Consider the following 24,433-nt stretch of genomic DNA (forward strand, 5'->3'; position numbering starts at 1 on the left):
TCCACCGTCGAAAACCTCCGAAATCCGCCATGAGAGGTAGATCTCTGGCGCGAATTCGCGAGATTCTCCTCTTCGACGCCTACGAGGTTAGCTGACGGACTCGGGCAGAAGATTTGCCCTACGGTCGCTACGGCGACCGATTCGCCCCAGGGAAATCGGGTCCCCCGTTCTCGCAATTACGAGATTCGGCGAGCAATGGCTATATAGCTGCAACTGTAGGCCGGAGAACCAAAAAGTCAATTGTTGGCAGAATGGCCCGGAAAAACGTCGAATTTCGGGAATGCGTGGCCGGCGTCGCTAGCGGTTGTTGTTCGACGAGCTGCCCGAATTGCCGAAGCGGCTGCCGCTTTGGCGAGATCCAAATCGGCTTCCGCCGGACCGGCTGCTACCCGAGCCAAAGCTGCTGTTGGAACCGCCGAAGCTGCCTCCGGATCCAAAACTGTTGGACCCGCCGGACCGGTTGTTGTTACCGAATCCTCCCCGGTTCCCGAATCCCCCGCCGCCGAAGCCCGAATCATTGAATCCGCCGGTGCCGCCGAATTGGCCGGAGTCGTTGTCATTGCGACCGCTGCGCGACCGCGAACGATTCGACGACCCTCGCATACTATTCGACCGCGACGAACGCATCGAACTATCGCCGCTCGACGACAACCCCCCGCCGGATGAGGAGCCGCCGCCCTTGCTACTGCCACTATATGGTCCGCCCACAACCTTGGGCCGTTTCGCTCGGGCCTCTGCGAAGATCTTTTCCTGACGCGCCTGGGCCAGTGCCGGATACTGCTCCAGATGGGCCTCGAGATAGGTCGCCCGATCAGGCATCGACGGCCCCGAAATGGCCGCCGTCTCCTGGTAACGCCGTTCAAAGACAGCGTGCTCCTTCAGAAAGGTCACCAACTCGGTCGGGGGGAGAAGCAGGTCGTGCGGAAGCACCTGGCGATGCTGCGCATACCAGTAATCAACGGCGCCGCGAAACCCGTCGGGGTTCCGCTCGCGCTCCCATTGGTCCACGACCTGCGCCGCCAGCTCGGGATACTGATCCGCATTCGCCAGGACGTACGCCGCCTGTTCACCGGTCGGGAAGTGAAGACCGGGTGTGCCCACGGGCTCTTTCGCCTCGATCGCACTGCTTGGCACAGTCTGGATGACCGCGCGGAGCTGCGTCCCCGCCGCTTGGTCGCTTGCCAACCGCTCGTGCCAGGCCTTGGCGGAGGCCGCCGACTGCTCTGCCCGTTTCAGGCCGACTTGATCGGCCATTTGCCGGACCGTGTCGCGCTCTTTCGCATACATCTGGCCCAGCAGGCCGGCGGCGACGATCCGGTCTCCCACCTTCTTCAACAGCGGCGGGTTCGCCAGCAGCAGGCGCGCCGCCTCCGCCGCCGTCGGGGGATACTCTGACAGGAGCTTTTCCGCGGCGCCCGGGGTTGAAATGTCCAGGTACTTGAGCCGTACCAATAGCTCTGGATGCTGTGCTGCCTCCAGCACCGCGTTGCGAATCTCCGCCGGCTGGGCCAATAGCTCATCGAGTAGCTCTCGGGCCGATCCACTCGCGGCGCTGGCCTGCGAATCGAGGCTGGACTTGAGATAGAACAACTCCTGCGCCTCGACCGTGCCCACGAAAAGCCCAGCCAAGACTATCACAACAAGGTTCGCAGATGGTCGGTTTTTCATGACAGTCGCCTCCGGGGCCGGCCTCAAGCGATGAACGAAAAAAGGCCGATCCTTGCATAGACCGGGCGCGCGAACCGGCACCGATATTATATACACATCGGCCGCCCGCCGGTCGCAGAACCATAAGGATCAATCGCCCGCGACTGCTTGCCACCCTGTACGTTTTGAAACCCAGCCGCGCGGGCCCAACAGGAAACCTCACTCATGAGCCAAGGCCTCCTCTGTGACGGCATTAACCTGCTGCTTGACGTGTACCAGTCGATCGTCGATGTCTTCTTTTTCTGGCTGAGCTTCGTTGGCGTCAGCGCCCCCGACATCACCGCCGGGATCGGCTCTTATCTCGGTTGCAATCTTTAACCCTGTCCATCCTTCCGTCCGGCGGTCTCACTGCGTCGGTGCCGGTGGCGCCGCCTCCAACCGCCCGCGCCATTCGGCCGCTTTCTCAGCCTTGCCGGTGTTCGGTTCGGCGGCATCCCAGGCTTCATAGAGTCGAATGAGGCGAGGCAGCGCGTCCATGAGGCGCACTTTGGGCGTTTGCGGATTCTTCTCCAACGCGACATAGCTTTCGGTCAATAGCGGCTCGGCCTCCGTGTAGTTCTGCTGCGCGGCCAGGGCCTCGCCGAGCATGCTCCGCGCGTAAGCAATGAGCCAGTCGTCGGGCTTAAGCAACTCCTCCCGAAGCCCCAGGCAGGAGCGGATGATGGGTTCGGCCTCGGTGTACTTCTTCTGGCGGAGAAGGCACAGGCCGATGCGGCCCTGGGCCTTGGCGACATCCGGGTGCCGGTCTCCATGCAACTTCCTGGCGACCTCGAGCATTTCGCGGAGGATCGCCTCGGCGCTTTCCTGGTCGCCCTTCGCCTCGAAGAGTTCCGCGAGGTTTCCCAAGCCCTGTGCAATGTAGGGGTGAACGTCGCCGAAGTTGCGACGAAGAAGAGTCAAGGCCTCTCGATAGAGCGGCTCGGCGGCATCATAATCCTTCTTGTGCGTGAGCGCTTTGGCGGTGTTGTTCAAGCTGGCGGCCACGTCCGCGTGATCTGGGCCGAGCAGCTTGCGGCGCAGGGCCAGCGCCTGTCGGTGAAGCTCGATGGCCTCGTCGTGACTCCCGCGAGCGTCGAGAAAGACGCCGAGGTTGTTGATGGAGGTGGCGGTGTCCGGGTGTTCGTCGCCGAGGACCCGCACGCGCAACGCCATGGTCTCGCGAAAGAACGGCTCCGCCTTTTCGTGGTCGCCCCGCTGCAAATAAAGACTGGCAAGGCTGTTCAGGCTGAATGCGACGGCCGGGTGGTCCGGCCCCAATACCCTGCGGCGAGTTTCAAGCACGCGGAGGTTGATCGCCTCCGCCTCGTCCAGCTCTCCCTTTTCGGCAAGGACCACGGCGATGTTGTTCAAAGCCGCGAAGTACTCCTCGCTCTCCTCTCCGGTGTCCTGGCGTGCGACGTCGGCCGCTTCTCGATAGAGAGATTCGGCCTCCTCGCGGTCGCCGCGGATCTTGCGGAGGATGGCCAGTTCATTCAGGCTGAGGCCGAGGCCGTTGTCGGGTTCTCGGGGCAGACGTCGAAACATAGCGACGGAATCACGGAGAGCGGCCTCTGCTTCCTCGTAGGCGCCTTTCCCTCGCAGGGCCTCGCCGATGCCGTAAAGGATTTGCGCGGTCGGCGTGCTATCACCGGGTGATTGCCGCTGGGCGAGTTCAAGGGCTGGGCGATTCGTCGCCTCGCAGTCGGCGTAAAGCCCAAGGTCGAAATACGTCTTCCCGATGGTTTGGCGAAGCGCGATCTCCACGTCCGGTTGCGCGGCAAACGACCCTTCGTCGATCTTACGCCTCGCTGCGTCCAGAGCCTGCTTCACGGTCATGTCCGGACTTCGGGCGACGGCCGGGTCGGCCGAGGCCAGCATCTCCGTCAAGAAATTGTTGATCGCCTGGGCCTTGGCGGCCTCAGCGGTCTCGCGCTGTCCGGCGGCGACGGCTTCATCACGCTGAAATGCCGCCCGTCGCCAAAGCCAGAGAGAGAGTACGGTCGCCACGGCGAGCAGCAATAAAAAGGCGGTTGCCGCGGCAACAGTCGTCCGGTGGCGATGTAATGTCTTGCGAATCACATAGACCGTCGAATCGCGCCTTGCCTCGATCGGCTCCTGGCCCAGATAGTGCCTTACGTCACGGGCCAACTCGCCGACGGATTGGTAGCGGCGCGGGGGGTCCTTAGCGAGACACCTGAGAACAATGGTCTCCAGATCGTCGTCGACTTCCGGCGCGATGCTGCGCGGGCGGACCGGCTCGGCGCCGCGTATCGCCGCCAGCGCCTGCTCCAGGCCGCCCACCGTCGAATAAGGCAGGCGATCGGTCAGCAGTTGGTAGAGGATGACGCCCAAAGAATACACGTCGCTGCGAATATCCACTTCACCATGCAGCCCCCGGGCCTGTTCCGGCGAGGCCCAGGGGAGCGAGCCGATGAACTGGCCAGTCTGCGTGGCGCCGTGAACGGAGTCCATGTCGATTTCGGACAGCTTGGCCAGACCGAAATCGAGAATCCGCGGCTCGCCCGCCGCATCCACGAGGATGTTCCCCGGCTTCAAGTCCCGGTGAATCACGCCGCGCAAGTGGGCGGCCGTGACGGCATCGCACACCTCCGCGAACAAAAGCAGCCGCGCTTTCAGGTCAAGACCGTGCTCGCGCGCGTAGCGGTCCAGCGGGCGGCCCTCAATGAAGTCCATGACGAGATAGTGGCTGCCGGACGCGCTGCCTCGATCGAGAATCCCGATGATGTTGCGATGCTGAAGTTGGGCGAGGATGCTCACTTCCCGCTCGAAGCGGAGCCGATCGGTCTCGCCGGCAAAGGGCCCTTCCCGCAGGACCTTTACCGCGACCGTTCGCCGCGTGGATTCCTGCACGGCCTCATAGACGACGCCCTGCCCGCCGCGATGGACCTCACGAAGTATTTCGTATCCCGGCAGCGCCGGCCGAGATCCTTGCCTGGACACGCGGCCCAATGGCTCGGCGTTCGACGACCCGCCGGTAGGAATACCCTGGTGGACGGCCTGCTCGAATTGCCGGCGCGCCGCGGCGATCAAGTCCTGATGTCGGCGGTCCGCACCGATGGTGTCGAACAAGTCAGACCTCCTGCGATGGCGCGGCTTCTTCCGCGCTCTATTTGAGATGCGACAAACGGGGCGATTCCTTCACGCGCTGGATCCGAACCAGGCCGAGGCGGTTCCCAACAACTCGCCCAGTCGCTCGTGGGCCCGGGCCCGAAGCATGTGCACCGCCCCAGTTGAACGGCTCATCGTCGCTGAAACTTCCGCGATGGTCTTGCCTTCCAGGTCGTAGAGCCTCACCGTAGCGGCATAATCGGGCGGCAATCGGTCAATCGCCGCTTGTAGCAGTTGCTGGATGTCATTTCGGGCCGCCAAGCGGCTGGGCGTGGTGGTCGTCGCCGCAATCTGCTCGTAAAGCCCGACGAAGGAATCGGACGAATCCCGCTGCTGAATGCGCTTCGACGGCGGCATCTGCTTCTGTCGTTCGAGGCCCCGAATGGCATCCCGCAGATTATTTTCCGCGATCCGCCGGAGCCACGCTTCAAAGGAACCGGCCTGTTCGGGTCGAAAGGTGGAGATCTGGAGAAAGGCCTCCAGATAGGTGATCTGCATCACGTCGCCCGGTTCAATCATGGACCGCCACGATCGCCCGATCTTCAGATTCGCCTCGACGCGGGGGCCGTAGATCGCCAGAAGCTCGCTCAGACCGTCGGCGTCACCCTTAACGGCGCGGTCGACCAGCGCGGCAACGCAGACTTCATCTGGCGGTTGGGATATCATCGCTCCGGCACACTCCAACGGCCATTCTAACCCCTTTTCCGGAAATAACCCGAATCCGCGTGTATCCCGCCGTGCCCGCATCGCATGGAACGGAAGGGAGGGGTTCCGCGGTCGCTGCCGCAGAAAACACCTTCTCACGGTAAATCGGACCGGAAGTTCAGAAAAACAGGGAGAACGTCATGAAACGAATGAACTGGATAGCGCTGTTTATTACCGGCGTCATCGGGCCCACAGGCCTGCTTTTCGGACAGGGCACTGTTTTCACCTACCAGGGGCAGCTCAAGGACGTCGGCTCGCCTGCCAACGGCCCTTACGACATGATCTTTCGCGTTTTTGACGCCGACATGGCCGGGACACAATCCGGGGTCGATTACCCCCTCGCCGCCGTGCCGGTCGCGGATGGCCTGTTTACCGTCAATCTCGATTTCGGCCCCGCCATCTTCACCGGCGCCCCGCTGTGGCTGGAAATCGAGGTGAATACCGTCGTGCTCGCGCCGCGACAGGCGATCACAGGGACGCCGTACGCCCAAAAGGCCGCCTCCGCACAAGCCTGCAATGTCGCGGACTACGCATCCGCCCCGTGGGTGACTTCCGGCGCTGATCTCTATTACAACGACGGCAACGTCGGAATCGGTACCGCCACACCCACGGCCAAGCTGGAGGTCGTGGGCACCCCCGGTGTCGACGGGATCAAGTTCCCGGATGGCACGCTCCAAACGTCGGCGACCACCGGCGCTGCCGGTTTTTGGTCGGCGAGTGCTGCGAACATTTTCAGCAACAACGCCGGAACCGTAGGCGTTGGGACCGGCACGCCTGATGCGAAGCTCCACGTCGCCGGCGGCCCAGTATGGACATCCAACGGATGGACGAAGTCTCTGGCGGTCAACAATGCGGCCGCGATCGAGCTGGGCTACGGCAGCGCGACCCGATTCGGCATCGGCTCGTCGTCAAACGGCCTGTATTTCTTTCGTACCGCAACGGAAGCCGTGGCCGACGCGGCACATTACTTCATGTCCGCCGATTCCGCCGGGCGCATCGCCATGGGTGACATCGTGGGTTCGTTAACCGCAAAGCTGGAGATTTTTGCTACAGGGGACGGAGCTGAACTGCTTCGACTAAATACCGAGCGCCCGTGGGTGTTCAAACAAGCATACACCGGTTCGGGCGCTGCGCTTCGACTGCAAAACGTCGGCGGCGGGTCGAAAAACTTCGAAATTACCTCCATAGGCGGCACAAACGTGGCCACATTTTGGACCAACGACACCGACCCCCGGGTGGGCATTGGGACCACCGCGCCCCAAGCGATGTTGGATGTCAACGGCACGACACGCATCAAGGTACTCCAAATCACCGGCGCGGACCTGGCCGAAAAGTTTCCCACCACCGGCGAGAAGGTTGCCCCCGGGACGGTCATGGAAATTGATCCCGAGCATTCCGGCCTGCTCCGCACGGCACGCGGCGCCTACAACCAGCGCGTCGCCGGCGTCGTCAGCGGCGCGAACGACTTTCCCGCCGGAGCCATCCTCGGCCATCTGCCCGGCAACGACGACGCCCCGCCGATCGCGCTCTCCGGTCGCGTCTGGACCTACTGCGACGCCAGCGGCGCCCCCATCGCTCCCGGCGACTTGCTGACGACCTCCGCCACACCGGGTCATGCCATGAAAGCCCTCGATCGCGAGCGCTCGCACGGCGCGGTCATCGGCAAGGCGATGTCGGGGCTCGCGCGCGGCGAGCGCGGTCTGGTGCTCGTACTGGTCAACCTTCAATAGGCGGATCGTCAACAGGAGATACGGAGCGACATCATGAAAATCACTGAATATACACTTGCAACTGCCCTCGTGTTGCTAACCGCCCAGATGGCCTTCGGGCAGGCGTTGCCGAACTCGGCCGCGAAGGAGCAATGGGCCGCGCCCCTTTCGAAGACTTCAACGGTCACAGACCCGCTTCCCATCGAGTTGTTTGCCGAGCTGCGGCCGGCTGCAAAGGACTTGTTGAAAGTGGCGGACCTGGAGTTGCTTCAGATCGCGCCCCGCGATGGAAACGGTGAGAAGTTGGTGGACGTGGCCCTCGACGGGCAGATGCACGCCATACGTCTGACGCCGTACACCATGCGCTCGGAAGATTTCCAGGTTCTGGTCCCGGACGCCAGCGGCGCCCTCGTTCCAACAGAAATCCCCGATGCCCTTACGTATCGCGGATACTTGACCGCCGAACCACAGAGCCAGGTCGCCGCCTCGATTATCGATGGGAAGTCCCACATGACGATCCTTCGCGCTGACGGCGAAATTTGGAACGTCCAGCCAATCCAGACCGGCGCTCTTCGAGCGGGACTGCCGGACGACCTCCACGCCGTCTATAAGGCCCGCGACGTAATCGGCGGAGAAGGGGACTGCGGCGTTGCCGGGCTGCCGGTTCAGATCCCATCGCCGAACGGCGGGGGCGAGCCGGCCGTAATTCCCGAGGGCGGCGGTCCTAGAATCGCAAATCGGCGCTGTAGGATCGTGTTTGACACCGATGTCGAATTCTACCAGGCGAACGGATCATCGATCAGCGCCACGGTCACTGACATCGAGATGATCATGAACCAGGTCGGCCTGATCTACCAGAACCAGGTCGCCATTTCGTATTACGAGACGGCCGTCATTGTGCGAACGGCCATACCGCAGCCGTATTCGTCCTTTAATGCCGACACGCTTCTCTGCCAGTTCGGAGAAAATTGGAACAACAACCTCCCGAGTTTTCCGCGCAACGTGGGTCATCTTTTCACTGGCAAAGACCTGAATGGTACGACCGTGGGGCTGGGCTGGATCGGCGCAATCTGTGCCGGGAATTTCAATAACTGTAATCCCAGTGGCAGCAGCCTGGCCTACTCCCTGGTGCAATCGCAATTCAGCACGACCCTGGCCTCACGGGTGCAGGACTCAGCCCACGAACTCGGGCATAACTGGAACGCGTGCCACTGCAACACCGGCGGCAACTGCGGCGGCGGCACGTCCAACCCCAACAACTGCGGGATCATGACGTCAAACATTTCCGGCCAATCTACGTTCGACGCGGCCGCCATGACTGCCATTACGTCATGGCGAGACAGCGCGAGCTGCCTCGACGCGTGGCAAAACCCCACCTATGTCAATTGGTCCTACGTCGGCACATCGACGGGGAGTGTGTTTCAGCCGTGGACAACCGTTGGCTCGGGCGTCTATTCCGCGCTGGTCGGAGGCGAGATCGTTGTGCAAGCCGGGAACTACGTTGAGAACCTGACCATCCACAAGCCGCTCACGATTAACGCCATCAATGGAACGGTAAGGATCGGTAACTGATTACCGGGAGGTTATGGACGATGTTTCGCATGCGAAGCTCAATCATCACGATCGCCGCGGCTACGGCTTGTCTATTCACAGCGCGGCTAGCGTTCGGACAATTCGAGATTGACTGGCACAGCATCGACGCCGGCGGGACTACGGCCCCAAACGCCAGCACCGGCGGTTCGTTTGCAGTGGCCGGCACGATCGGCCAGCCCGACGCCGGTCCCGCGACCGGCCCCATGATCGGCGGGACCTTCGAAGTGCGCGGAGGCTTCTGGCTCGTCCCGCTCGCCTGCCATTGCCCCGGCGACATGAACGGCGACAACACCAAGGATGGTCTCGACGTACAGAAACTCGTCGCCTGCCTGACGGCGAGTGGCGGCTGTACTTGCGCCGACGTGGATGCCGTCAGCGGCGTGACCCTCGACGACGTGACGGTCTTCGTCGACGACCTATTGACGGGCGGCGTGTGCCCCAAGTAAAGCGTACGCCGGCTAGCGGCCATGTCGCTTGACGAACGCCGCATAGTCCTCCGGCGTGTCGATCCCTATGGTGGCCTGATTGACTAAACCGACAGCAAGCGGATAGCCGTTTTCCAGCACACGAAGCTGTTCGAGCTTTTCGTCTAGTTCGAGCGGCGTAGGCGGCAACGTCGCGAGCTTGAGAAGAAACTCGCGGCGGTAGGCGTAGATCCCCAAGTGCAGCAGCCATCGGTGCGGCTCCGTCGGGCGACCTCCCGTGTCGCGGGGAAAGGGAATCAGGGCGCGGGAAAAATACAACGCCCGGCCACGAGCATCGCATACAACTTTCACCGCGTTTGGATCGCTCGGGTCGGTGTCCTTCGGAAAAGGGCACGCCAGGGTGCCGATAGGAATGTCCTTGTCGGCGGCCATCAAGTCCACGAGTTGGTCGATGTACGCGGGGTCAATTTCTGGTTCGTCGCCCTGCACATTGACAATCACGTCGGCAGTCAGCCCGGCCGCCACTTCGGCCACGCGATCCGACCCGCTGGGGTGATCGGCCCGCGTCATCACGGCTTTCCCGCCGAATGACCGCACCGCATCCGCAATCCGCGGGTCATCGGCGGCGACGATCACATCGCCGAGTCGCGCCGCCCGGCGGGCCTGTTCATAAACATGCTGGATCAGGTACTTCCCCGTCTCCTTGGCGAGCAGTTTTCCGGGGAACCGGCTGGAGGCATAGCGGGCAGGAATGATCGCAACCGCCTTCACGGTAGGCAACGTATCCTCGCCATTATGCGATGTCAAAGCGGGCGGTCGAGCCAGGAGGGGCGGCGCAGACGTTTTCGGCGCTCCCGCTATAATGGCGGGCGGCGGGTCATCGAGCGTGCCGAGCCTGGGAAACATCGGAGGCGAATTATGTCCGCAAGATCGTTGTTCAAAATGCCCGTCGCGAGTTTTTGCGCTATCGCGGCCGTCATGCTGGTATCCGAGGTCACCTGGAGCTACCCGCCCAGCGGTCACATGAGGAAAAAGCCCAAGGCCAAGCCGGCGAAGAAAGGAAGCCTTCACGACATGCCCGCATTGAGCTTCAAAATGAAGGACATTGACGGCAAGGAGCAAGACCTCCGGCAATACTACGGCAAGGTCGTGTTGATGGTGAACACGGCTTCGAAATGCGGCTACACGCCGCAATACAAGGGGCTGGAAGAAATCTACGAGAAGTACAAGGATGAGGGTTTGGTCGTTCTCGCCTTTCCGGCCAACGAATTCGGCAAACAGGAGCCCGGCAGCGATTCGCAGATCAAGGACTTTTGCACCACGAAGTACGACGTGACGTTTCCGATCTTCAGCAAAGTGAAGGTCAAAGGTGACGGTCTATGCGCTCTTTACAAGTATCTCACGGCCACCGACGCCGGCCACAAGTTCGGCGGCGAGATTACCTGGAACTTCAACAAGTTCCTCGTCAACCGCAAGGGCGAATTGATCGGCCGGTTCGACACGAAAAAGGCTCCTGAAAAAGGCGAGGTCCTGGCCGCCATTGAAAAAGCCCTGGCCGAACCCGCGCCGGAAGATGCCGCCGGTGCGGAGAAGAAGCCGGCCAAGCCGAAGAAGAAGTAAGCTGCCCTGACGCATGAGAATCCGCGAACTGCTTTCCACCGGCCGACCCTGCTTTTCCTTCGAGTTCTTTCCCCCCAAGACCGACGGGGGATTGGAACAGCTCCGCGCCTCCGTTCGCGCCCTTCGCGATCTGAAACCGACGTTTGTTTCGGTCACCTATGGGGCAGGGGGGAGCACCCGCGATCGCACGATCGACCTCGTCGCCGAGATTCAGCGGCACTATGGGATTGAGGCGATGGCGCACCTGACCTGCGTCGGGGCGTCGCGCGACGAGATCGCGGCCGTGCTCGATCGCCTGCGGGCCGCGCATGTGGACAACGTCCTGGCGCTTCGCGGGGACCCACCCAAGGGGCAGGAGAAATTCGAGCAGGCCCCCGGCGGATTTCGCTACGGCAGCGAACTGGCGGCGTTCATCAGGTCCGCGCATCCGTTTTGCCTGGGCGGCGCCTGTTACCCCGAGGGGCACGTCGAATGTCTCGCGCCCAATGGCTCGCGCGATCTGGGCCGCGATCTGGAGAATCTGCAACGGAAAGTCGACGCCGGCGTCGAGTTCCTGATTACCCAGCTCTTTTTCGACAATCAGGCCTACTTCGATTTCGTCGCCCGGGCCCGCGCCGCGGGCATCGGCGTGCCGATCATCCCCGGAATCATGCCGATCACCAACGTTGAACAAGTGCGGCGGTTTACGCAAATGTGCGGCGCCTCCATTCCGCCGACGCTGCTGGCCGAACTCGATCGCCTCAAGGACAACGACGACGCGGTATTGTCGCAGGGTGTGGCCTATGCCACCGCGCAGTGTCTCGACCTCTTGCAGCGCGGCGCGCCGGGCATTCACTTCTATACGCTCAACAAGTCCTCGGCGACCCGGACGATCCTGACCGCCTTGCGCACCATCTGGCCCCCGGCCGCACGGCCGGCGTGAGAAGTAGTCCGTGTGTTCGCGTGCGGTTCCATGACGGACGCTTTTAACCAGCAACCGCGACCACATCAATCATCACAAGCGGACCTCCAGCAGCGCGCGGCGACTGTGCCCACGGCGAGGAAGCGCGCGAACCTCGTCTATTGCGCAGTGCTGGTTGGGGTCGCGTTCGCCGTGTCCTACAACGGCGATATCGACGGGCCGCTGGACCTGTACCACGAGGGAGACCGCGTCGCGCACTACGACACCGTCAAGGCCGGGGGATTACCTTTTCGTGATTACTTCGTACAGCACGGGCTCGGGGAAGACGTCCTCAAGCCGCTGACGGCCTTCAAGCTATGGGGAGAGTCGATCGCATCGCTACGCCGACTGGGACAGAACACTTTCGTGTATCGAGGATATCTGCCGGCGCTCGGCGCGGCGGGGGTCGTGTTCGCAGGTTGCGTCCTGTTGGGCGGTGGTTGGCCGGCAGCCGTGCCGTTCGCATTGGTTGTCGCGGGCCTGTACGAGGTGAGTGAGCGGCCGATGCTGGGGTTCATGGCCGTCGCAGCGCTGGGAGCCTATCTCGGCAGTGGCCGACGGTTCTGGCTCTTTCTTGCTGGATGTGCGACCGGGCTTGCGGCGCTCTACAGCCTCGAAGTAGGTCTGTCGACTGGCGCGGCAGCCACGCTTTGGTTGTTGACGGATCGGTATGTGGGCTCCGGTCGCTGGAAGCCGCGAATCATCGCCCTGGCCATATTTCTTGCGGGACTCGGCGTCATCCTCGCGCCGATGCTCATCTGGTGCCAAGGAAAGGGCATCATCCCCGACCTCCTGGGCAACCTCTCACTGCAGTTGTTCAGGCGAGGCGAATTGTGGGACGCGGAGTATCCGCTGCCTGCGTGGCGCGCGAGCGAATCCTTCATCGACAATCTGCACGTTTCGATCGGCGTCATTTCGCTTTTCTATTTGATTCCGTTGACCTATGGTCTGGGCATCGTCCTGGGGCTGGTCGCGCGCGGCCGGACGTCCTCAAAGATAAAGTCCGCGACGTTGTTGTGCGCCCTTTTCGGCGCCTGCCTCTGGGCCAGCGTGATCGGGCGGCCGGACTTGTGGCACCTCGCCTATGCGATCGGCCCCTTTTTCCTTTTGGTGCCCCGCCTCGTGGGAATGGTCCGCGAGCGAGGGGCGGATCTGAAACGGTCACGCGTCCTGGTGTATTTTCTGCTTGCGCTCCCCTGCGTCTTCGTTTTCGAGTTTGGCGAAGGCGGAAGTCTTGGACGACGGTTCGCGGGCCACGAAAGCATGATCCTGCCGTCGCATCTGCGGAAGGATGATCGCGAACTCGTGGAATCGACCCTCCCACGGCTAAACGGGCTGCGCATTCCCGCCGATCAGGCGGCGACGCTCGAGGCGCTGGTGCATTACATTCAAGCTCACTCCAGCGCGGAGGACCCGATACTCGACTTGAGCGATCAGGGAATGATCTACTTTCTCTCCGAGCGCCGCTGCCCGTCGCGGTTTCACTTTCTGTCCCATTGCAGCAGTCCGTCCCTGAAGCAGGAAATGCTCGACGAGGTCCGCGCCGCCGATCGACTTCCTCGGCTCGTTATCCTCCCCGGTCCGAACCCGCCGCAGGAAGACGTCATCGGCGACTTCCTGCGCGCCAACTACGTACGAGCGATACAAATCGGCCCGTACCAGGTCCTCCGGCTCGCGGTCCCTTGAGGCGGCACTGGCCGCGCGGGTAGGATCGGCGCCGCGATACAGATATCAGCGCAGTGCGCGTAGAGGAATGGACTGTGCAGGAACCCAGAAAGCGGGTCATCATCACCGGGGCCGGCGGGCTGCTGGGCACACGCGTGAATGGCGCGTTTCGTGCGAATGGCGATTGGGATGTTCACGCGCTAAGCCATGCGGACCTCGATATCACTCAGGAGGATCAGGTCGCCCGGGTATTCGCAGAGGTACGCCCGGATCTCGTCGTCCACTGCGCCGCCTATACGCGGGTCGATGATTGCGAATCGCATCGCGCATTGGCCGACGCTGTCAACGGCGAGGGCGCAGGGATTGTCGCCCGCAAGGCCGCCCTGTCAGGCGCGAGATTGATCCATTTTTCCACGGACTATGTCTTCGAAGGCGATGCTCGCCGACCCTACCGGGAGGAGGATCCACCGGGCGATCCCGAAAAACTCTCTGCCTACGGCCGCTCAAAATTGCTCGGCGAAGAGCGCGTCCGGGCCGCTTGTCCCGACGCTCTGATCGTGCGGACTGCATGGGTCTATGGGCCGGACGGCGCTTGTTTTCCAAGGACCATTTTGAAAGCGGCTCGCGAAAAACCCGAACTCCGCGTGGTGAACGATCAGACCGGAACGCCGACCTATGCGATGGATCTGGCTCAGGCCATCCTCCGGCTGGCGGAGACTGACGCGCGGGGAATCGTCCACGTAACGAACACGGGGCAATGTACGTGGTATGAATTTGCGTGCGAGCTCGTGCGGTTGGCGGGACTCAACGTCCGCGTGATTCCTGTGACGACGGAAGAGTTCCCGCGGCCGGCCCGGAGGCCGAAATACTCGGTCCTCGATAATTCGCGTCATGTGCAACTGACCGGCGCGCCGATGCGATCGTGGCGCGAGGCAGCGGCCGATTACGTCCGCGACTTCGAGCGCTAATCGTCGTCCGGCCTCCCGGGAATGATGACGATGTCGGGATTCAACAACGTGAAATTGAACACGAACACCGGGTGGTCAAAGGCGGCGCGCATAATCTCGCCCATGATGATGAACGGCGTGCAAAACGCGATGATCATCACCTTCGTAGCCGCCACCACCAGGTCAACGTAAAAGTGAATCATGGCCTCCATGATTCGGCCCATCAGCTTAACCATGAAGAACCCGACGCTGGCAAAGCCGTATTGAAACGAAAAGACGAACAGCGAAAGGGCCACCGGCGAATTCGCGCCGTACTTATCCAACGCCCCCGAGTCCAAAGCGCTCTGAATCAGCTTGCCCGTCTCCGGGTCATCGGGTAACGGGTTCGTTGAAATCTGAATGCCGGTCAGTTCCTCGATCTTCCGGGCGAGTTCAGCCAGTGCCTCCAGAAGGTCGACGTCGAACGCGATCGTATGCGTGTCCTCGAGCCCGGCGAAGTGCATATGGATTTGCCCGGCCAGCCGCGTGTCGGTCACGGTGTCGTAAGAAATGTCCACGCGCGAGCCGTCAAAGCTCGTTGCGGACTTGAGCAGCGTCTTTCCCGAGAATTGACCGAAAACCGCGGACGCTTCCTTCCCCTCCGCGTCGCGCAACACTGCGGCATCGAGCGTCTCGATGGTGCCGTCGTCCTTGAAGGTGCCATAGGCGAAGGCGGATTTGCCGTCGACCAGTCGCAGGCCGCCAAGGACCTTCGCGGCGGCGTCCGTGTTGATCAAAAAGCCAGTGGGGTTGGAGAGGTCGACCGAATCCTGCCCGTCGCCCCCGAATTGCACGCTTTGGCAACCCGGCCCGCCGAGGATCATGATTCCTCCGAGCATCGCCGTGATGAACTGTCCGCCGATGGAGTAGGGGAGTTTCGCAATCCGCATGGGCGACCTCCTGTCAATGCGAGACGGCGGGAATTGTGCGCGGCCGTGACTCGTCGGTCAAGATAGTGTTTCGGCAGAAAGCAACCGTGGGCGGTTATTTCAACTCATCGCTACATGTCGAGTCGAGATATAGGGAGTCTTCGGTGTCGCCTTCGTGTCACCAATCCACGTCGATACGAACGGATCCGCGCCGCCACCAGGGCCGACACTCATAATACGGGCGATAACGGACGAAGGGGCGATAGATCACCACGGGAGGCGGCGGCCGATAGACCACGACCGGCGGCACGGGGGGCGGCGGGGGCGGACCCTCGAAGACGGGCTCCTCGTAAGCCACTACTTCCTCGACGAACTGCGGCGGCAGTCGACCGACCTTCACGCACGTGGAGTCATCATCCAGAACTTTGCCGGACGTCCGGCAGATCACTTCCCCGCAGACGCGCAAGTCAAAGGGATCTTCGATGAGTGTTTCCCCGAGACGGACGGTTATTTCATCCTCCAGCTCGGCCTCATCATCATCGCAGCGCGACCGAAATTCGAGCGGTGCGGAGACTCGGACGACTTGTTCGGACGCATCCACCAATTCACGACCGCGGTAAAGCGGCGTCAGCACCAGCTCAAACGCGTCCCGGGGATGAACGTCTTCCAGTTCGATCTCATATCGGATTGACAGACACCAGTCGGTTCCCGTCCAGTCGAGTCGCGCGCACAACGAATCCAAATCAGCCTCGGCACAGGACGAGCGGCAATCATCATCGGCCCCGGCCCGTGGAGTCGCCGCAAAAAGCACGAACCCGAATGCCCCTACAGTTGCCAACCTGACGACGTTAGACATGGGAATGCACTCCTTCCGTGCGCCGACCGATTATAGGCCCCGAGAAACGAGACCTGAGTTTAGTACCTATCTGGCAAGACCCATGGGGACACGGAGAAGTTAGGTCGGACCCTCCGTGTAGGCGACAATTCGACTCTGATTGTGCGACTTAGGGGAGCCGCGTGGAACTCTGCCTTTGACCTGAATAATTCGAAAGGTCGGTCTGGCTAGTATTCTGACATGCCGCGGGGCGGACTGGAGATGTCATGAAACGCATAGCAACAGCCCTGGCATTTGGGATTCTGACCACGTCGCTCCTGGCCTCAACCGGGTGCGCCTTCTTCACGACGAAGCGCGTTGCCACAACAGTCGGCAAGCACGTCGTGAAGAAGGGCTATGAAAAGTTCAAGGAAGACCGGGAAGAGAAGAAACGGCAAGAGCAGGAGCAGCGCGTCGAGCAGACGTCTTACGAGGAACCGGAATCACCGGACTCGGCTCGCTGATCCCTACGACCTGCCGCGCATCCGCGCCAGATCCGCCTCCGCCGCGATGTGCCCGAACGCCGGCCAGTACCAGAGGGCCGCGACTCTTTCAAACGTCTCGACGGCCTTGGCCCGGTCGCCGTTGTAAAGATACCAGTTGCCCACGCCGTAGCCCATCGTGACGAGGTCGACGTCACTCGCGTGCGCGACATTCAGCAGGTCCTCGGGCGTCGCCAGCCCCTTGTACATGAGCAGCCGCTTGTGGTAGGCCTGGTTCTCGATGATGTCCATGTCCGGCGTGATCGGCTCCAGCACCTTCGCGGCCTCCTCGTCCCGGTCCATCCGCCGCAGCGTCATGTAGAGCCAATCACTCGCGGCGACGAGGTTGTCGTCGTACTGGCCGCAGTGCTTGAGCGTCTCCTCAAACGCCGCGCGGGCCCCATCGAAATCGCCCTTGAGATATTTGGCGAGTCCGAGGTGGTACCACACGTTGAAGGCCGTCGTCGTCAGGGGGATGTTTCGCGCGTTGGGCATGCCGTCCGGCTCGATCTCATCGGGCTGGCCCGTGATGAGCCGCGAGGCGGTCGTCAGGTCGGCGATGGCCTTGTCGAACTGCCGGATGGTGAGATACCGATGACCGCGATGGCGATAGAGCGGGGCGTACGAGTGGTGGGATTCTATGCCTTTGGAAAAGACCTCAATGGCCTCCGTCATCCGCCACAGGTATGCCAATCTCCTCCCGACCCACACGATCTCCTCGGGATCATTGGGGTGGAGGGCGAGGCGACTGCGCGCGGCCTCCAACTCGGCTTCGAGCCTGGGCCGATCTTCCGCGGGAGGCGTGGCGTACAAAGGCCTGCCGAGGAGGGACAGCGCCTCCGCCGGGCGATAGTCGCTGGGAAAGCGCTTGCTGTCCGTCTGTGGCGGAGGATTCGCTTCGATGCACCCTACGAGCGCCGAAACCAGAATGAGGATGCGATACCTTTTGGGCCGTCTCAATCGCCAGTTCGGGTGGCACGGTCTCGCAGCAGCGAGGCCGTGGTGCGCATTTCCAACACGGCCTGCCCGCTTCGCGGCCAGACCCTGCCACCCCTGAACCCGCACGTTTAATTGAGACATCGCACTACAATCCCGCATGGTTGTTCCAAATCCGCCGATCAATTGACGGCCGCGGCCTCAACTCACAGCGACCGTCAGAGCGCAGCCCGGGGGCGGAGCCCCCATCAATGGTATCGGAATTCAGGGCGCGGGAAGGTGAAAGTCGCGAAAGAACCGCGGCCGGAAGTGGGCTTGATTTTCAGGATGAAACGGCGGATATTGCATGGCTCGCGTTGCGGTCGGCGACCGGCCGATCCCACGCGGTAACAGCCCGTCACGGCGGTCTGTAAATAAGGGGCGTGTGTCCGAGTGGCCAAAGGAGACGGGCTGTAAACCCGTTGGCTTATGCCTTCGCTGGTTCGAATCCAGCCGCGCCCAGTTGTTTCGGTTGATCCGTAGGTCGGACCTGGACTTGCATCGGGTGTCGCGGGCGGCGGCCCCTCACGTCCCTTTGTCAACGCGTTCCCCAAGAGTGAGACGGTCCCGATGCGGATGAACCTCCCCAACCAGATCACCGTCGGCCGGTTCTTCCTCTCGATCATCTGTCTCTTGCTGCTAGCCGCCTATGACGATACTCGCCGCGGTGAGCACCTGTGGATGCTGGACACGGCGTTCTACCTCTTCATCATCGCCGCCGTCTCCGACATCCTCGACGGCTACTTGGCCCGCCGTCAGAACCAGGTCACCGCCTTCGGCCGCATTCTCGACCCCTTCGTCGACAAGATCCTGGTGTGCGGCGGATTCATCCTGCTCCTGAGTTCGGGTTTCGATGATTCTAACGGCACGAGCGTCACCGGCGTGGCGGCCTGGATGGTCGTTGTCATCGTCGCCCGCGAGCTACTCGTCAGCGGCCTGCGCGGCTTTTCCGAGTCCGCCGGCAGGCCCTACGCCGCCAACTATTGGGGCAAGGTCAAGATGGTTGTACAGTGCGCGACCGTGCCGTTGATCATCCAGACCGTCGGGCGCTGGCGGGACATTGAGTGGATCATGATCTGGCGGACCGTCATGATCTGGCTCACGGTCGTCGTGACCGTCGCCTCCGTCGTCTCCTATCTCGCCGCCTCGCGCGACGCCCTCGCGGAGCAGTCCCGTGGGTGATTCCCTCCGTGCCGTTATCCTGGGCATCATCGAGGGCCTGACCGAGTTCCTGCCGGTCTCCAGCACCGGCCACATGATCCTGGCCATGTCCGCGATGGGGATCGACGGCGAGAAGGACCCGTGGTCGAGCTTCCTTTACGTCATCCAGATCGGCGCGATCCTCGCGGTAGTCGTGTACTTTTTTCAGCCGCTGCGGCAACAGCTCCTGCACCGGCCGGATCGCGGCTGGTCGAATCACATGCTGACGAAGCTCGCCGTCGGGACGCTCCCCGCCGTCGTCATCGGCCTGCCGCTGAACGACATCGCCGAGAAGTACCTGGAAAAGCCCATGCCGGTCACGCTCGCGCAGATCGGCGGCGCGATCGTCATGGTCCTGATCGAGCGCCGCCATCGCGGCGACACCGGCCCCGGTGTGGAGGCAATAACGCTTCGCCAGGCCCTTTGGGTCGGCCTGGGGCAATGCGTCGCGATCATCCCCGGCACTAGCCGCTCCATGGCGACGATCATGGGCGGTCTCCTGGTCGGCATGTCCCGCCGTGCGGCCGCCGAGTTCTCCTTCTACCTGGCCATCCCGACGCTCCTCGGCGCAGGCCTGCTCCGGGCCTTCAAACATCGCCACGCCCTGATGGGAGCCAACGCCCTGACGCTGGCCATCGGTTTCGGAGTAGCGTTCATCGTCGCCTGGATCGTCGTAGCCGCCTTCATGGCCTACATCCGCACCCGACCCCTCTGGCCCTTTGCGATCTATCGCGTTCTGCTGGGACTGTTCCTAATCGGCTGGTTCGTCTTGAGCTAGTGTGGCGCCGGCTCTCAGCCGGCGTTGTTCCGAATTACGCATTGGTCTTGGGGGGCTAAGGGGGAAATTCTACTTTATTGACATCTCCACCGCCCGCTGATAGCCTCGTTCCGCACAGGCATATCCCAATTCCAGGACTTTCCGTGGCGATTTGGTGGTCTTCATGACCGACTATCGACAGGAATGCCACAAAAACTGTAGACTGGGTTTTTCTGCGGAGCATTGCTGTCCCTATTTTCCTACAAGAAAGTGAAAGTGGATTACATGCCATCGAAACTGATCACCACATTCGTCGCCAGTGTGATGCTCTTAATCGACGCCGGCTGCTCCAAAGAGCCTAATGGCGTCAAGACCGGGGCTATTTCCAACAATCCACGCGGTCCGACGATTACCGAATTGACAGCCTTACCGCCCCACGCCAAACCGGGCGAGTGCTGGGCCAAGGTGTATGTGCCACCTACCTACACGACTGTCAAGGAACGCGTCCAGGTTCGAGCGGCGTCCGAAAGGCTCGAAGTGGTGCCCGCCGAGTACGAATGGGTCGAAGAGCGGATCATGGTTAAGGAGGCCTCCTCGGAACTGGTGATCGTGCCCGCCGAATTCGCCGTCCGCGAGCGGACGATTGAAACCGCTCCGAGCCACACTGACTGGGAGGTTAAGGAGTCCGCCGATTGTGATGTACCCAGCAGCCAGCCGGCGAGGGATGTCTTCTGCCTAGTCGCGCATCCGCCGGAGCAAAGGACCGTTCGCGAAGAGTACCTAGTCAAGCCGCCAAGCGTTGAGGAACGAACCATTCCTGCCGAGTATCAAACCGTTCGCAAGCAGCGTCTGGTCCGGGCCGCCACCATCAAAAAGGTAGCGATTCCCGCCGAATTCGCCGAAGTCGAGCGCACCGTCAAGGCCAGCGAGGCAAGGATCGCCTGGAAGCGGGTCGCCTGCGAAGGCCACCTATTAGAGACAGATAACTTAAACAGCCAAATACCGAGCTTTGAGTGGCCGCCACCGGCTTATTCTGCGATCGCTCGCCTGCCACGATCTCTCATCTTGCGGGATTGCCATCAATTGCCAGTAGACCGCATAACTCTTAGTAATGTTGGTGACTGTATTGTGGACGCACTGACCAACGCAGGGTATCCAAGATATAGCTATTATCAGTTGACCTCCGGACCCGGCGAAATTCCTTTTGGATTTGCGATCGCCGCTCAATTAGAGCGAATCAAAGATGATGGCAGTCCGGAGGAAGGAGATAGACGTTTTGAGTTGTCCATTCGGTCTCCTAGTAAGTTCAGCGAATACATTCACTCGCTCTTTCGCGCCACGAGTGGCCGATACAGGGTCATTGTGTTCATGGTCACGTCAAGTCCAATACCAGGTTCGACTGTCCAGGCATCTGAATCTGTTGCAGGGAAGTGGCCAATTACCGGTGCGAGCGATCTGCCGGATCTCATCAAGCAGATCGAATTTGAGGAACGGTTCCAGTGTTCTGCCCTAATCTACGAGTTCGTAAGGCCCACGGCGGATGACGAGAATGCTGAGCCTGTGCCGGCAAGCAAAATCCCGGGCATCGACCATCTTCGGAAGGCCAAGATTCCACTTGGAGGACTCTAATGTTGCTTGAGATGAAGAAGTGCAAGCAATGGCTAGCGATAGTGTGGTTCATTGGGGCCGCAATCATCTCTAGCGTCGTGATCGTTCAGAGCATTCTTGGGCGATACGGCAATAAGGAAAGTGAGGCCATTGGTTGGCTCTTGCCGACTGTTATGCCCACCCTCTCATTGATGATTGCAGTATTTGCAGCAGAGGCGCTAAAGCCTGGGAGAAAAGGTGAACGCGTTGATTCTTTCATGTTTTGGCTAAATGTTGCAATTTCTGTTTTCTATTTGTCGGTGGTTGCAGCGACGATTTTTCTGTCCCCCTTCGCTACAATAGGCCCGCTTGCACTGATGAAGATGTCAAACCTATGGCTTGGTCCATGCCAAGGATTGGCGGCTGCGGGGTTAGGAGTGTTCTTTGTTAATTCTCAAGTGGCTGGCTCGGTGGGCGGCGGGTTTCCGGTTCAGTCTTATTCGAAATCTCCTTCGGAAATACGAGTAGAAGATTCACGGGAAGCAAATAACGAGGAAAGGTAAGGTGTCAGGATGAATTACCTACGTAGAAAACCAAAGGCGGATAATTCGGGCCAGCGGGGCTGAAGAAAAAAGTCTGTACTATTCTTGGCGGATGAGAACCCTCGCCGTGCAGGTTGTCGCGCCGAGCGTGCAGCCCCGCCCGATTTTGGTCCCTCAACTTTTTACTTGACTTCCGCCGAATCGATGTTAGGATAATGTTCGGAAGGATGGTGACGTCGGGGACCGGCGCTATTCCCTTGGTGTGCCTCGCCGCGATGTCGGAATTTCCGCGCCCATGATCGCAAGCCCTCCCATCGAAACGAAGTTTCGCCCCTCCGGCCCTGTGTGCCTCAGTGCCTACGTGCCTTTGTGCCTTTCGCCAGCGATCTTCAGACGATCCTGTCCGAAGTCTTCCGCTTTCTTCCGGTATCTTCCGGCCAAAAAACATCTGCGCCGAGGAGTTCACCCGCCGAGGCGGACGCCATCTGCGGTTTCTTCCTCAGGTCTCAAGCCTACTCGTTCCGTTCGTTTCCGCTCGATTTCGGCCCCCCGGGGGGGCGGGGAGGGGTACCCCCGCATCGAACTAGACAAGTCAGGTCGAGATAAACGCGCTTTCAGCAATCGTATGCTATCCTTTTATACGGACCCCCTAACCGAAGGCTCTAAGGGGTGTCTATAGCGATGTACGCCCGCTCGCGTGAGCGGTCTGACAACGACTGGGCCTGTCCTGCGGGGGAGACGAGGCAGGCCGGTCGCGTGATCATCGGTGATAAGGAGATCTGTCATGTCGGCTCATCGGATCAGAATGTTCGGAATCGGCGCGGCCGCCGCGTTGGCACTGGGCTTGTGGCAGACGGACACCGCAAAGGCCGGCGGCTGGTGCGGCGGTGGCCGCGGCTTCAGCATTGGTTTTGGCTACGGGGGAGGCTACTACGGCGGGGGCTATTACGGCGGGTGCGCTCCCGCGTATTATTCTGCGCCCTGTTACCCTGCCTATTACGCAACGAGCTATTACTATCCCCGACCCTACTACCGACCGGCATATAGCTTTGGATTCAGCTATGGCCACGGCGGCGGCTATTACGGCCACCACCGAGGCTGGGGCCATCGGGGCTACGGCGGCCATCGCGGCTACGGTCACCATGGCCACGGCCGGCGCGGTCGCTGGTAAGTCGCGCGCTGCGGTCCGAACGGTCTTTGGAGTATCATTAAAAAGCCCAGGGAGGTCCCTGGGCTTCTTGCTGCGCCAAGTAAATGAAAGACGCCGCCGCCCAGCCTTGGGTGAGGGGACCGCTCGCACAACTCGTCGAGTAGTTTGGGAGATTGGCGATCGAGCCGCGGTCTGAGCGATCCTTGGTCCTCACCGTGTCGGGATTGGAGAGGTGCAGGGCCGGGGCGAACGGCGTCTTTCCAGAGGGAAGGTTCCGCCAACGTCAGGACATGCCGATCGCGTTATGCGAAGGGCGAAGTTGTCCCGAACAAACGGGTGAGGATCTCCTGAACGAAACCCCACAGGGTTTCAAACAGGGGTGAGATGCCGGCGAACAATCCGCCGAGATCAAAGTCCATAACAATACTCCTTGGTGAGCCCGAACGGGTGTGTGCCCGGCCCCCAGACCGAGCGTATGAGGATTGTCTTGAGCAAAGTCCGTGCCACAATGCGGAGGACATCCCAAGGTGCTCTTATTTGGCCAGAAACGCGGGATTTGGATCGCCCCGCTGGGAAATTTTCCCCAGCCCTATGCGCCGATGTCGGGAATCAGGGAGCCATTATCCGGACCGCCGGGCACATGCGTTCTGCTAGTTTTTTTAGACGCGCGGCGCTCAGCACGGAATCTCTTCGATGACCCGGGGGGCCTCGATTTCGACTGCCAATGATCCGGGAGCGAAATGAGCGCCCACCAGGTTGGCGTCGTCCAGCCAATCTCGGCTTAGACGAAGCAGGCCCAATTCAATCAGCTTCACTTCCGCGCGTTGGATCTGCCACGGCGGGTGTTCCACGCGCTGTTCCCGGATGAGCCCGCCGTCGTGAATGAAGGCCGTATCGCGTTCCATCAGAAACTCATCCAGCGATCCCGCTTCGGCCGGGCGGGGCGGTGGCGAGTTGGCCACGCTCGCCTCATAAGAAAAAGCCATGCCCGTCTGAGCGTCGACCACGCGTCCGTGAAGTTGTCCGAGACAATCATGTTCCTGTTCTATGTGACCGTTGTAAAACGGCAGGCCCGCCGTCATTCGGGCCAGGCTCGCGCCGATCTCGCTCGGCATCCATTCGCCGAGAAAAAAAATGCCCGGCCGGGTCTTGTGTCGCACATAGGTGCGAATATTCAAGGTGGGTTCGGGGATAACGGCTCTGACCAACATCTCACCGAGAGACCCCGTCCCGGTCGGCCGCGTGTGGCACATGCGGAGGACAAAGACGCTGACGTACGCCGCCCCGCAGAAAAAATCAGGTTCAAAGGGGGAAACATCCAGCGTGGCTTGTGGAACTCGAAAGTGAATGGCGAGGACATCCTTCCACTCGGATTGCAACACGGTGGTTGCGCCATCGGGATCTGGTTTCCGGTTTCCCATTGGGAATACCCCGTCGACCCGGGCTCCTTCGATCGCCGGAACTCCTTTCATTGTGAGCATACAGCGATGCACATAACGCACGGATGAAAAAGCGGTGTCGAAGTCGTGAGAAGCCCGG

At 61.2% G+C, this 24,433-nt stretch carries 22 protein-coding genes, 1 tRNA gene and 1 riboswitch; of the genes, 15 read left to right on the forward strand and 8 right to left on the reverse strand.

The genetic code is table 11. The annotated features are described in order from the left end of the window. Positions 1-61: 61 nt before the first annotated feature. A riboswitch (cyclic di-AMP (ydaO/yuaA leader) is annotated at positions 62-201 on the reverse strand. 96 nt (positions 202-297) lie between these two features. After that, positions 298-1,668 (reverse strand): hypothetical protein, encoded by a 1,371-nt coding sequence (locus tag VJZ71_06210; GenBank protein HKQ47642.1) that lies wholly within the window; start codon positions 1,666-1,668, stop codon positions 298-300. A 204-nt stretch (positions 1,669-1,872) separates the two neighbouring features. Here VJZ71_06210 and VJZ71_06215 point away from each other — a divergent pair, with 204 nt between their 5' ends. Beyond that, positions 1,873-2,025 (forward strand): hypothetical protein, encoded by a 153-nt coding sequence (locus VJZ71_06215; protein ID HKQ47643.1) that lies wholly within the window; start codon positions 1,873-1,875, stop codon positions 2,023-2,025. A 27-nt stretch (positions 2,026-2,052) separates the two neighbouring features. Here VJZ71_06215 and VJZ71_06220 read toward each other — a convergent pair whose 3' ends face one another. Together VJZ71_06220 and VJZ71_06225 are read right to left on the reverse strand one after the other, a co-directional pair. Further along, positions 2,053-4,776: a serine/threonine-protein kinase gene (locus VJZ71_06220; protein ID HKQ47644.1), complete on the reverse strand. Its 2,724-nt coding sequence runs from the start codon at positions 4,774-4,776 to the stop codon at positions 2,053-2,055. Positions 4,777-4,845: 69 nt separating this feature from the next. Further along, positions 4,846-5,481 carry an RNA polymerase sigma factor gene (locus VJZ71_06225; GenBank protein ID HKQ47645.1) on the reverse strand — a complete coding sequence of 212 codons (636 nt, stop codon included), beginning with the start codon at positions 5,479-5,481 and terminating at the stop codon, positions 4,846-4,848. A 179-nt stretch (positions 5,482-5,660) separates the two neighbouring features. Between VJZ71_06225 and VJZ71_06230 the strand changes: the two genes are divergently transcribed. From VJZ71_06230 to VJZ71_06240, 3 genes are read left to right on the forward strand one after another with little or no spacing between them, the layout of a single operon-like run. Beyond that, positions 5,661-7,250: a hypothetical protein gene (locus VJZ71_06230; protein ID HKQ47646.1), complete on the forward strand. Its 1,590-nt coding sequence runs from the start codon at positions 5,661-5,663 to the stop codon at positions 7,248-7,250. 33 nt (positions 7,251-7,283) lie between these two features. Next, positions 7,284-8,801: a M12 family metallo-peptidase gene (locus tag VJZ71_06235; GenBank protein ID HKQ47647.1), complete on the forward strand. Its 1,518-nt coding sequence runs from the start codon at positions 7,284-7,286 to the stop codon at positions 8,799-8,801. A gap of 29 nt (positions 8,802-8,830) precedes the next feature. Further along, positions 8,831-9,268, forward strand: coding sequence for a hypothetical protein (locus VJZ71_06240; protein HKQ47648.1), 438 nt, complete (start codon positions 8,831-8,833; stop codon positions 9,266-9,268). Between the two features lie 12 nt (positions 9,269-9,280). Here VJZ71_06240 and kdsB read toward each other — a convergent pair whose 3' ends face one another. Further along, a complete protein-coding gene (gene kdsB, locus VJZ71_06245; GenBank protein ID HKQ47649.1) occupies positions 9,281-10,018 on the reverse strand; it encodes a 3-deoxy-manno-octulosonate cytidylyltransferase in 738 nt (245 codons plus the stop codon). Positions 10,019-10,165: 147 nt separating this feature from the next. On the opposite strand from kdsB, the gene VJZ71_06250 reads away from it, so the two are divergent. The 4 genes from VJZ71_06250 (at position 10,166) to rfbD (ending at position 14,440) form a co-directional block, all read left to right on the forward strand. After that, a complete protein-coding gene (locus VJZ71_06250) occupies positions 10,166-10,867 on the forward strand; it encodes a glutathione peroxidase (GenBank protein HKQ47650.1) in 702 nt (233 codons plus the stop codon). A 13-nt stretch (positions 10,868-10,880) separates the two neighbouring features. Further along, positions 10,881-11,789 (forward strand): methylenetetrahydrofolate reductase [NAD(P)H], encoded by a 909-nt coding sequence (gene metF / locus VJZ71_06255; GenBank protein ID HKQ47651.1) that lies wholly within the window; start codon positions 10,881-10,883, stop codon positions 11,787-11,789. A 30-nt stretch (positions 11,790-11,819) separates the two neighbouring features. After that, positions 11,820-13,493 (forward strand): hypothetical protein, encoded by a 1,674-nt coding sequence (locus VJZ71_06260; protein ID HKQ47652.1) that lies wholly within the window; start codon positions 11,820-11,822, stop codon positions 13,491-13,493. Positions 13,494-13,567: 74 nt separating this feature from the next. After that, the gene (gene rfbD, locus VJZ71_06265) at positions 13,568-14,440 is read left to right on the forward strand and encodes a dTDP-4-dehydrorhamnose reductase (protein ID HKQ47653.1); all 873 of its coding nucleotides are present in this window, start codon (positions 13,568-13,570) and stop codon (positions 14,438-14,440) included. On the opposite strand, the gene VJZ71_06270 is transcribed toward rfbD, so the two are convergent. Both VJZ71_06270 and VJZ71_06275 read right to left on the reverse strand, forming a co-directional pair. Continuing rightward, positions 14,437-15,348 (reverse strand): hypothetical protein, encoded by a 912-nt coding sequence (locus VJZ71_06270; protein ID HKQ47654.1) that lies wholly within the window; start codon positions 15,346-15,348, stop codon positions 14,437-14,439. The genes rfbD and VJZ71_06270 overlap by 4 nt on opposite strands. 157 nt (positions 15,349-15,505) lie before the next feature. Further along, positions 15,506-16,183 carry a hypothetical protein gene (locus VJZ71_06275; protein HKQ47655.1) on the reverse strand — a complete coding sequence of 226 codons (678 nt, stop codon included), beginning with the start codon at positions 16,181-16,183 and terminating at the stop codon, positions 15,506-15,508. 245 nt (positions 16,184-16,428) lie between these two features. Here VJZ71_06275 and VJZ71_06280 point away from each other — a divergent pair, with 245 nt between their 5' ends. Further along, positions 16,429-16,665 (forward strand): hypothetical protein, encoded by a 237-nt coding sequence (locus VJZ71_06280; GenBank protein ID HKQ47656.1) that lies wholly within the window; start codon positions 16,429-16,431, stop codon positions 16,663-16,665. A gap of 3 nt (positions 16,666-16,668) precedes the next feature. On the opposite strand, the gene VJZ71_06285 is transcribed toward VJZ71_06280, so the two are convergent. Continuing rightward, the gene (locus VJZ71_06285) at positions 16,669-17,643 is read right to left on the reverse strand and encodes a tetratricopeptide repeat protein (GenBank protein ID HKQ47657.1); all 975 of its coding nucleotides are present in this window, start codon (positions 17,641-17,643) and stop codon (positions 16,669-16,671) included. Between the two features lie 394 nt (positions 17,644-18,037). Here VJZ71_06285 and VJZ71_06290 point away from each other — a divergent pair. From VJZ71_06290 to VJZ71_06315, 6 genes are all read left to right on the forward strand, one after another. Continuing rightward, positions 18,038-18,120: transfer RNA gene (locus VJZ71_06290), tRNA-Tyr, on the forward strand. 108 nt (positions 18,121-18,228) lie between these two features. Then, positions 18,229-18,840 carry a CDP-diacylglycerol--glycerol-3-phosphate 3-phosphatidyltransferase gene (gene pgsA / locus VJZ71_06295; protein HKQ47658.1) on the forward strand — a complete coding sequence of 204 codons (612 nt, stop codon included), beginning with the start codon at positions 18,229-18,231 and terminating at the stop codon, positions 18,838-18,840. Further along, the gene (locus tag VJZ71_06300; GenBank protein HKQ47659.1) at positions 18,833-19,636 is read left to right on the forward strand and encodes an undecaprenyl-diphosphate phosphatase; all 804 of its coding nucleotides are present in this window, start codon (positions 18,833-18,835) and stop codon (positions 19,634-19,636) included. The genes pgsA and VJZ71_06300 overlap by 8 nt, the downstream gene beginning before the upstream one ends. 264 nt (positions 19,637-19,900) lie before the next feature. After that, on the forward strand, positions 19,901-21,244 hold the full coding sequence (locus VJZ71_06305) for a hypothetical protein (protein HKQ47660.1): 1,344 nt from the start codon (positions 19,901-19,903) through the stop codon (positions 21,242-21,244). Continuing rightward, positions 21,244-21,765 carry a hypothetical protein gene (locus VJZ71_06310; protein HKQ47661.1) on the forward strand — a complete coding sequence of 174 codons (522 nt, stop codon included), beginning with the start codon at positions 21,244-21,246 and terminating at the stop codon, positions 21,763-21,765. Before VJZ71_06305 ends, VJZ71_06310 begins: the two co-directional genes overlap by 1 nt. A gap of 763 nt (positions 21,766-22,528) precedes the next feature. Next, positions 22,529-22,915, forward strand: coding sequence for a hypothetical protein (locus tag VJZ71_06315; GenBank protein HKQ47662.1), 387 nt, complete (start codon positions 22,529-22,531; stop codon positions 22,913-22,915). Positions 22,916-23,568: 653 nt separating this feature from the next. Here the strand turns inward: VJZ71_06315 and VJZ71_06320 are convergent. Beyond that, on the reverse strand, positions 23,569-24,276 hold the full coding sequence (locus tag VJZ71_06320; GenBank protein HKQ47663.1) for a DUF2071 domain-containing protein: 708 nt from the start codon (positions 24,274-24,276) through the stop codon (positions 23,569-23,571). Positions 24,277-24,433 lie beyond the last annotated feature (157 nt).

The sequence above is a fragment of the Phycisphaerae bacterium genome, assembly GCA_035275405.1.
Taxonomy (GTDB): domain Bacteria; phylum Planctomycetota; class Phycisphaerae; order UBA1845; family UTPLA1; genus DATEMU01.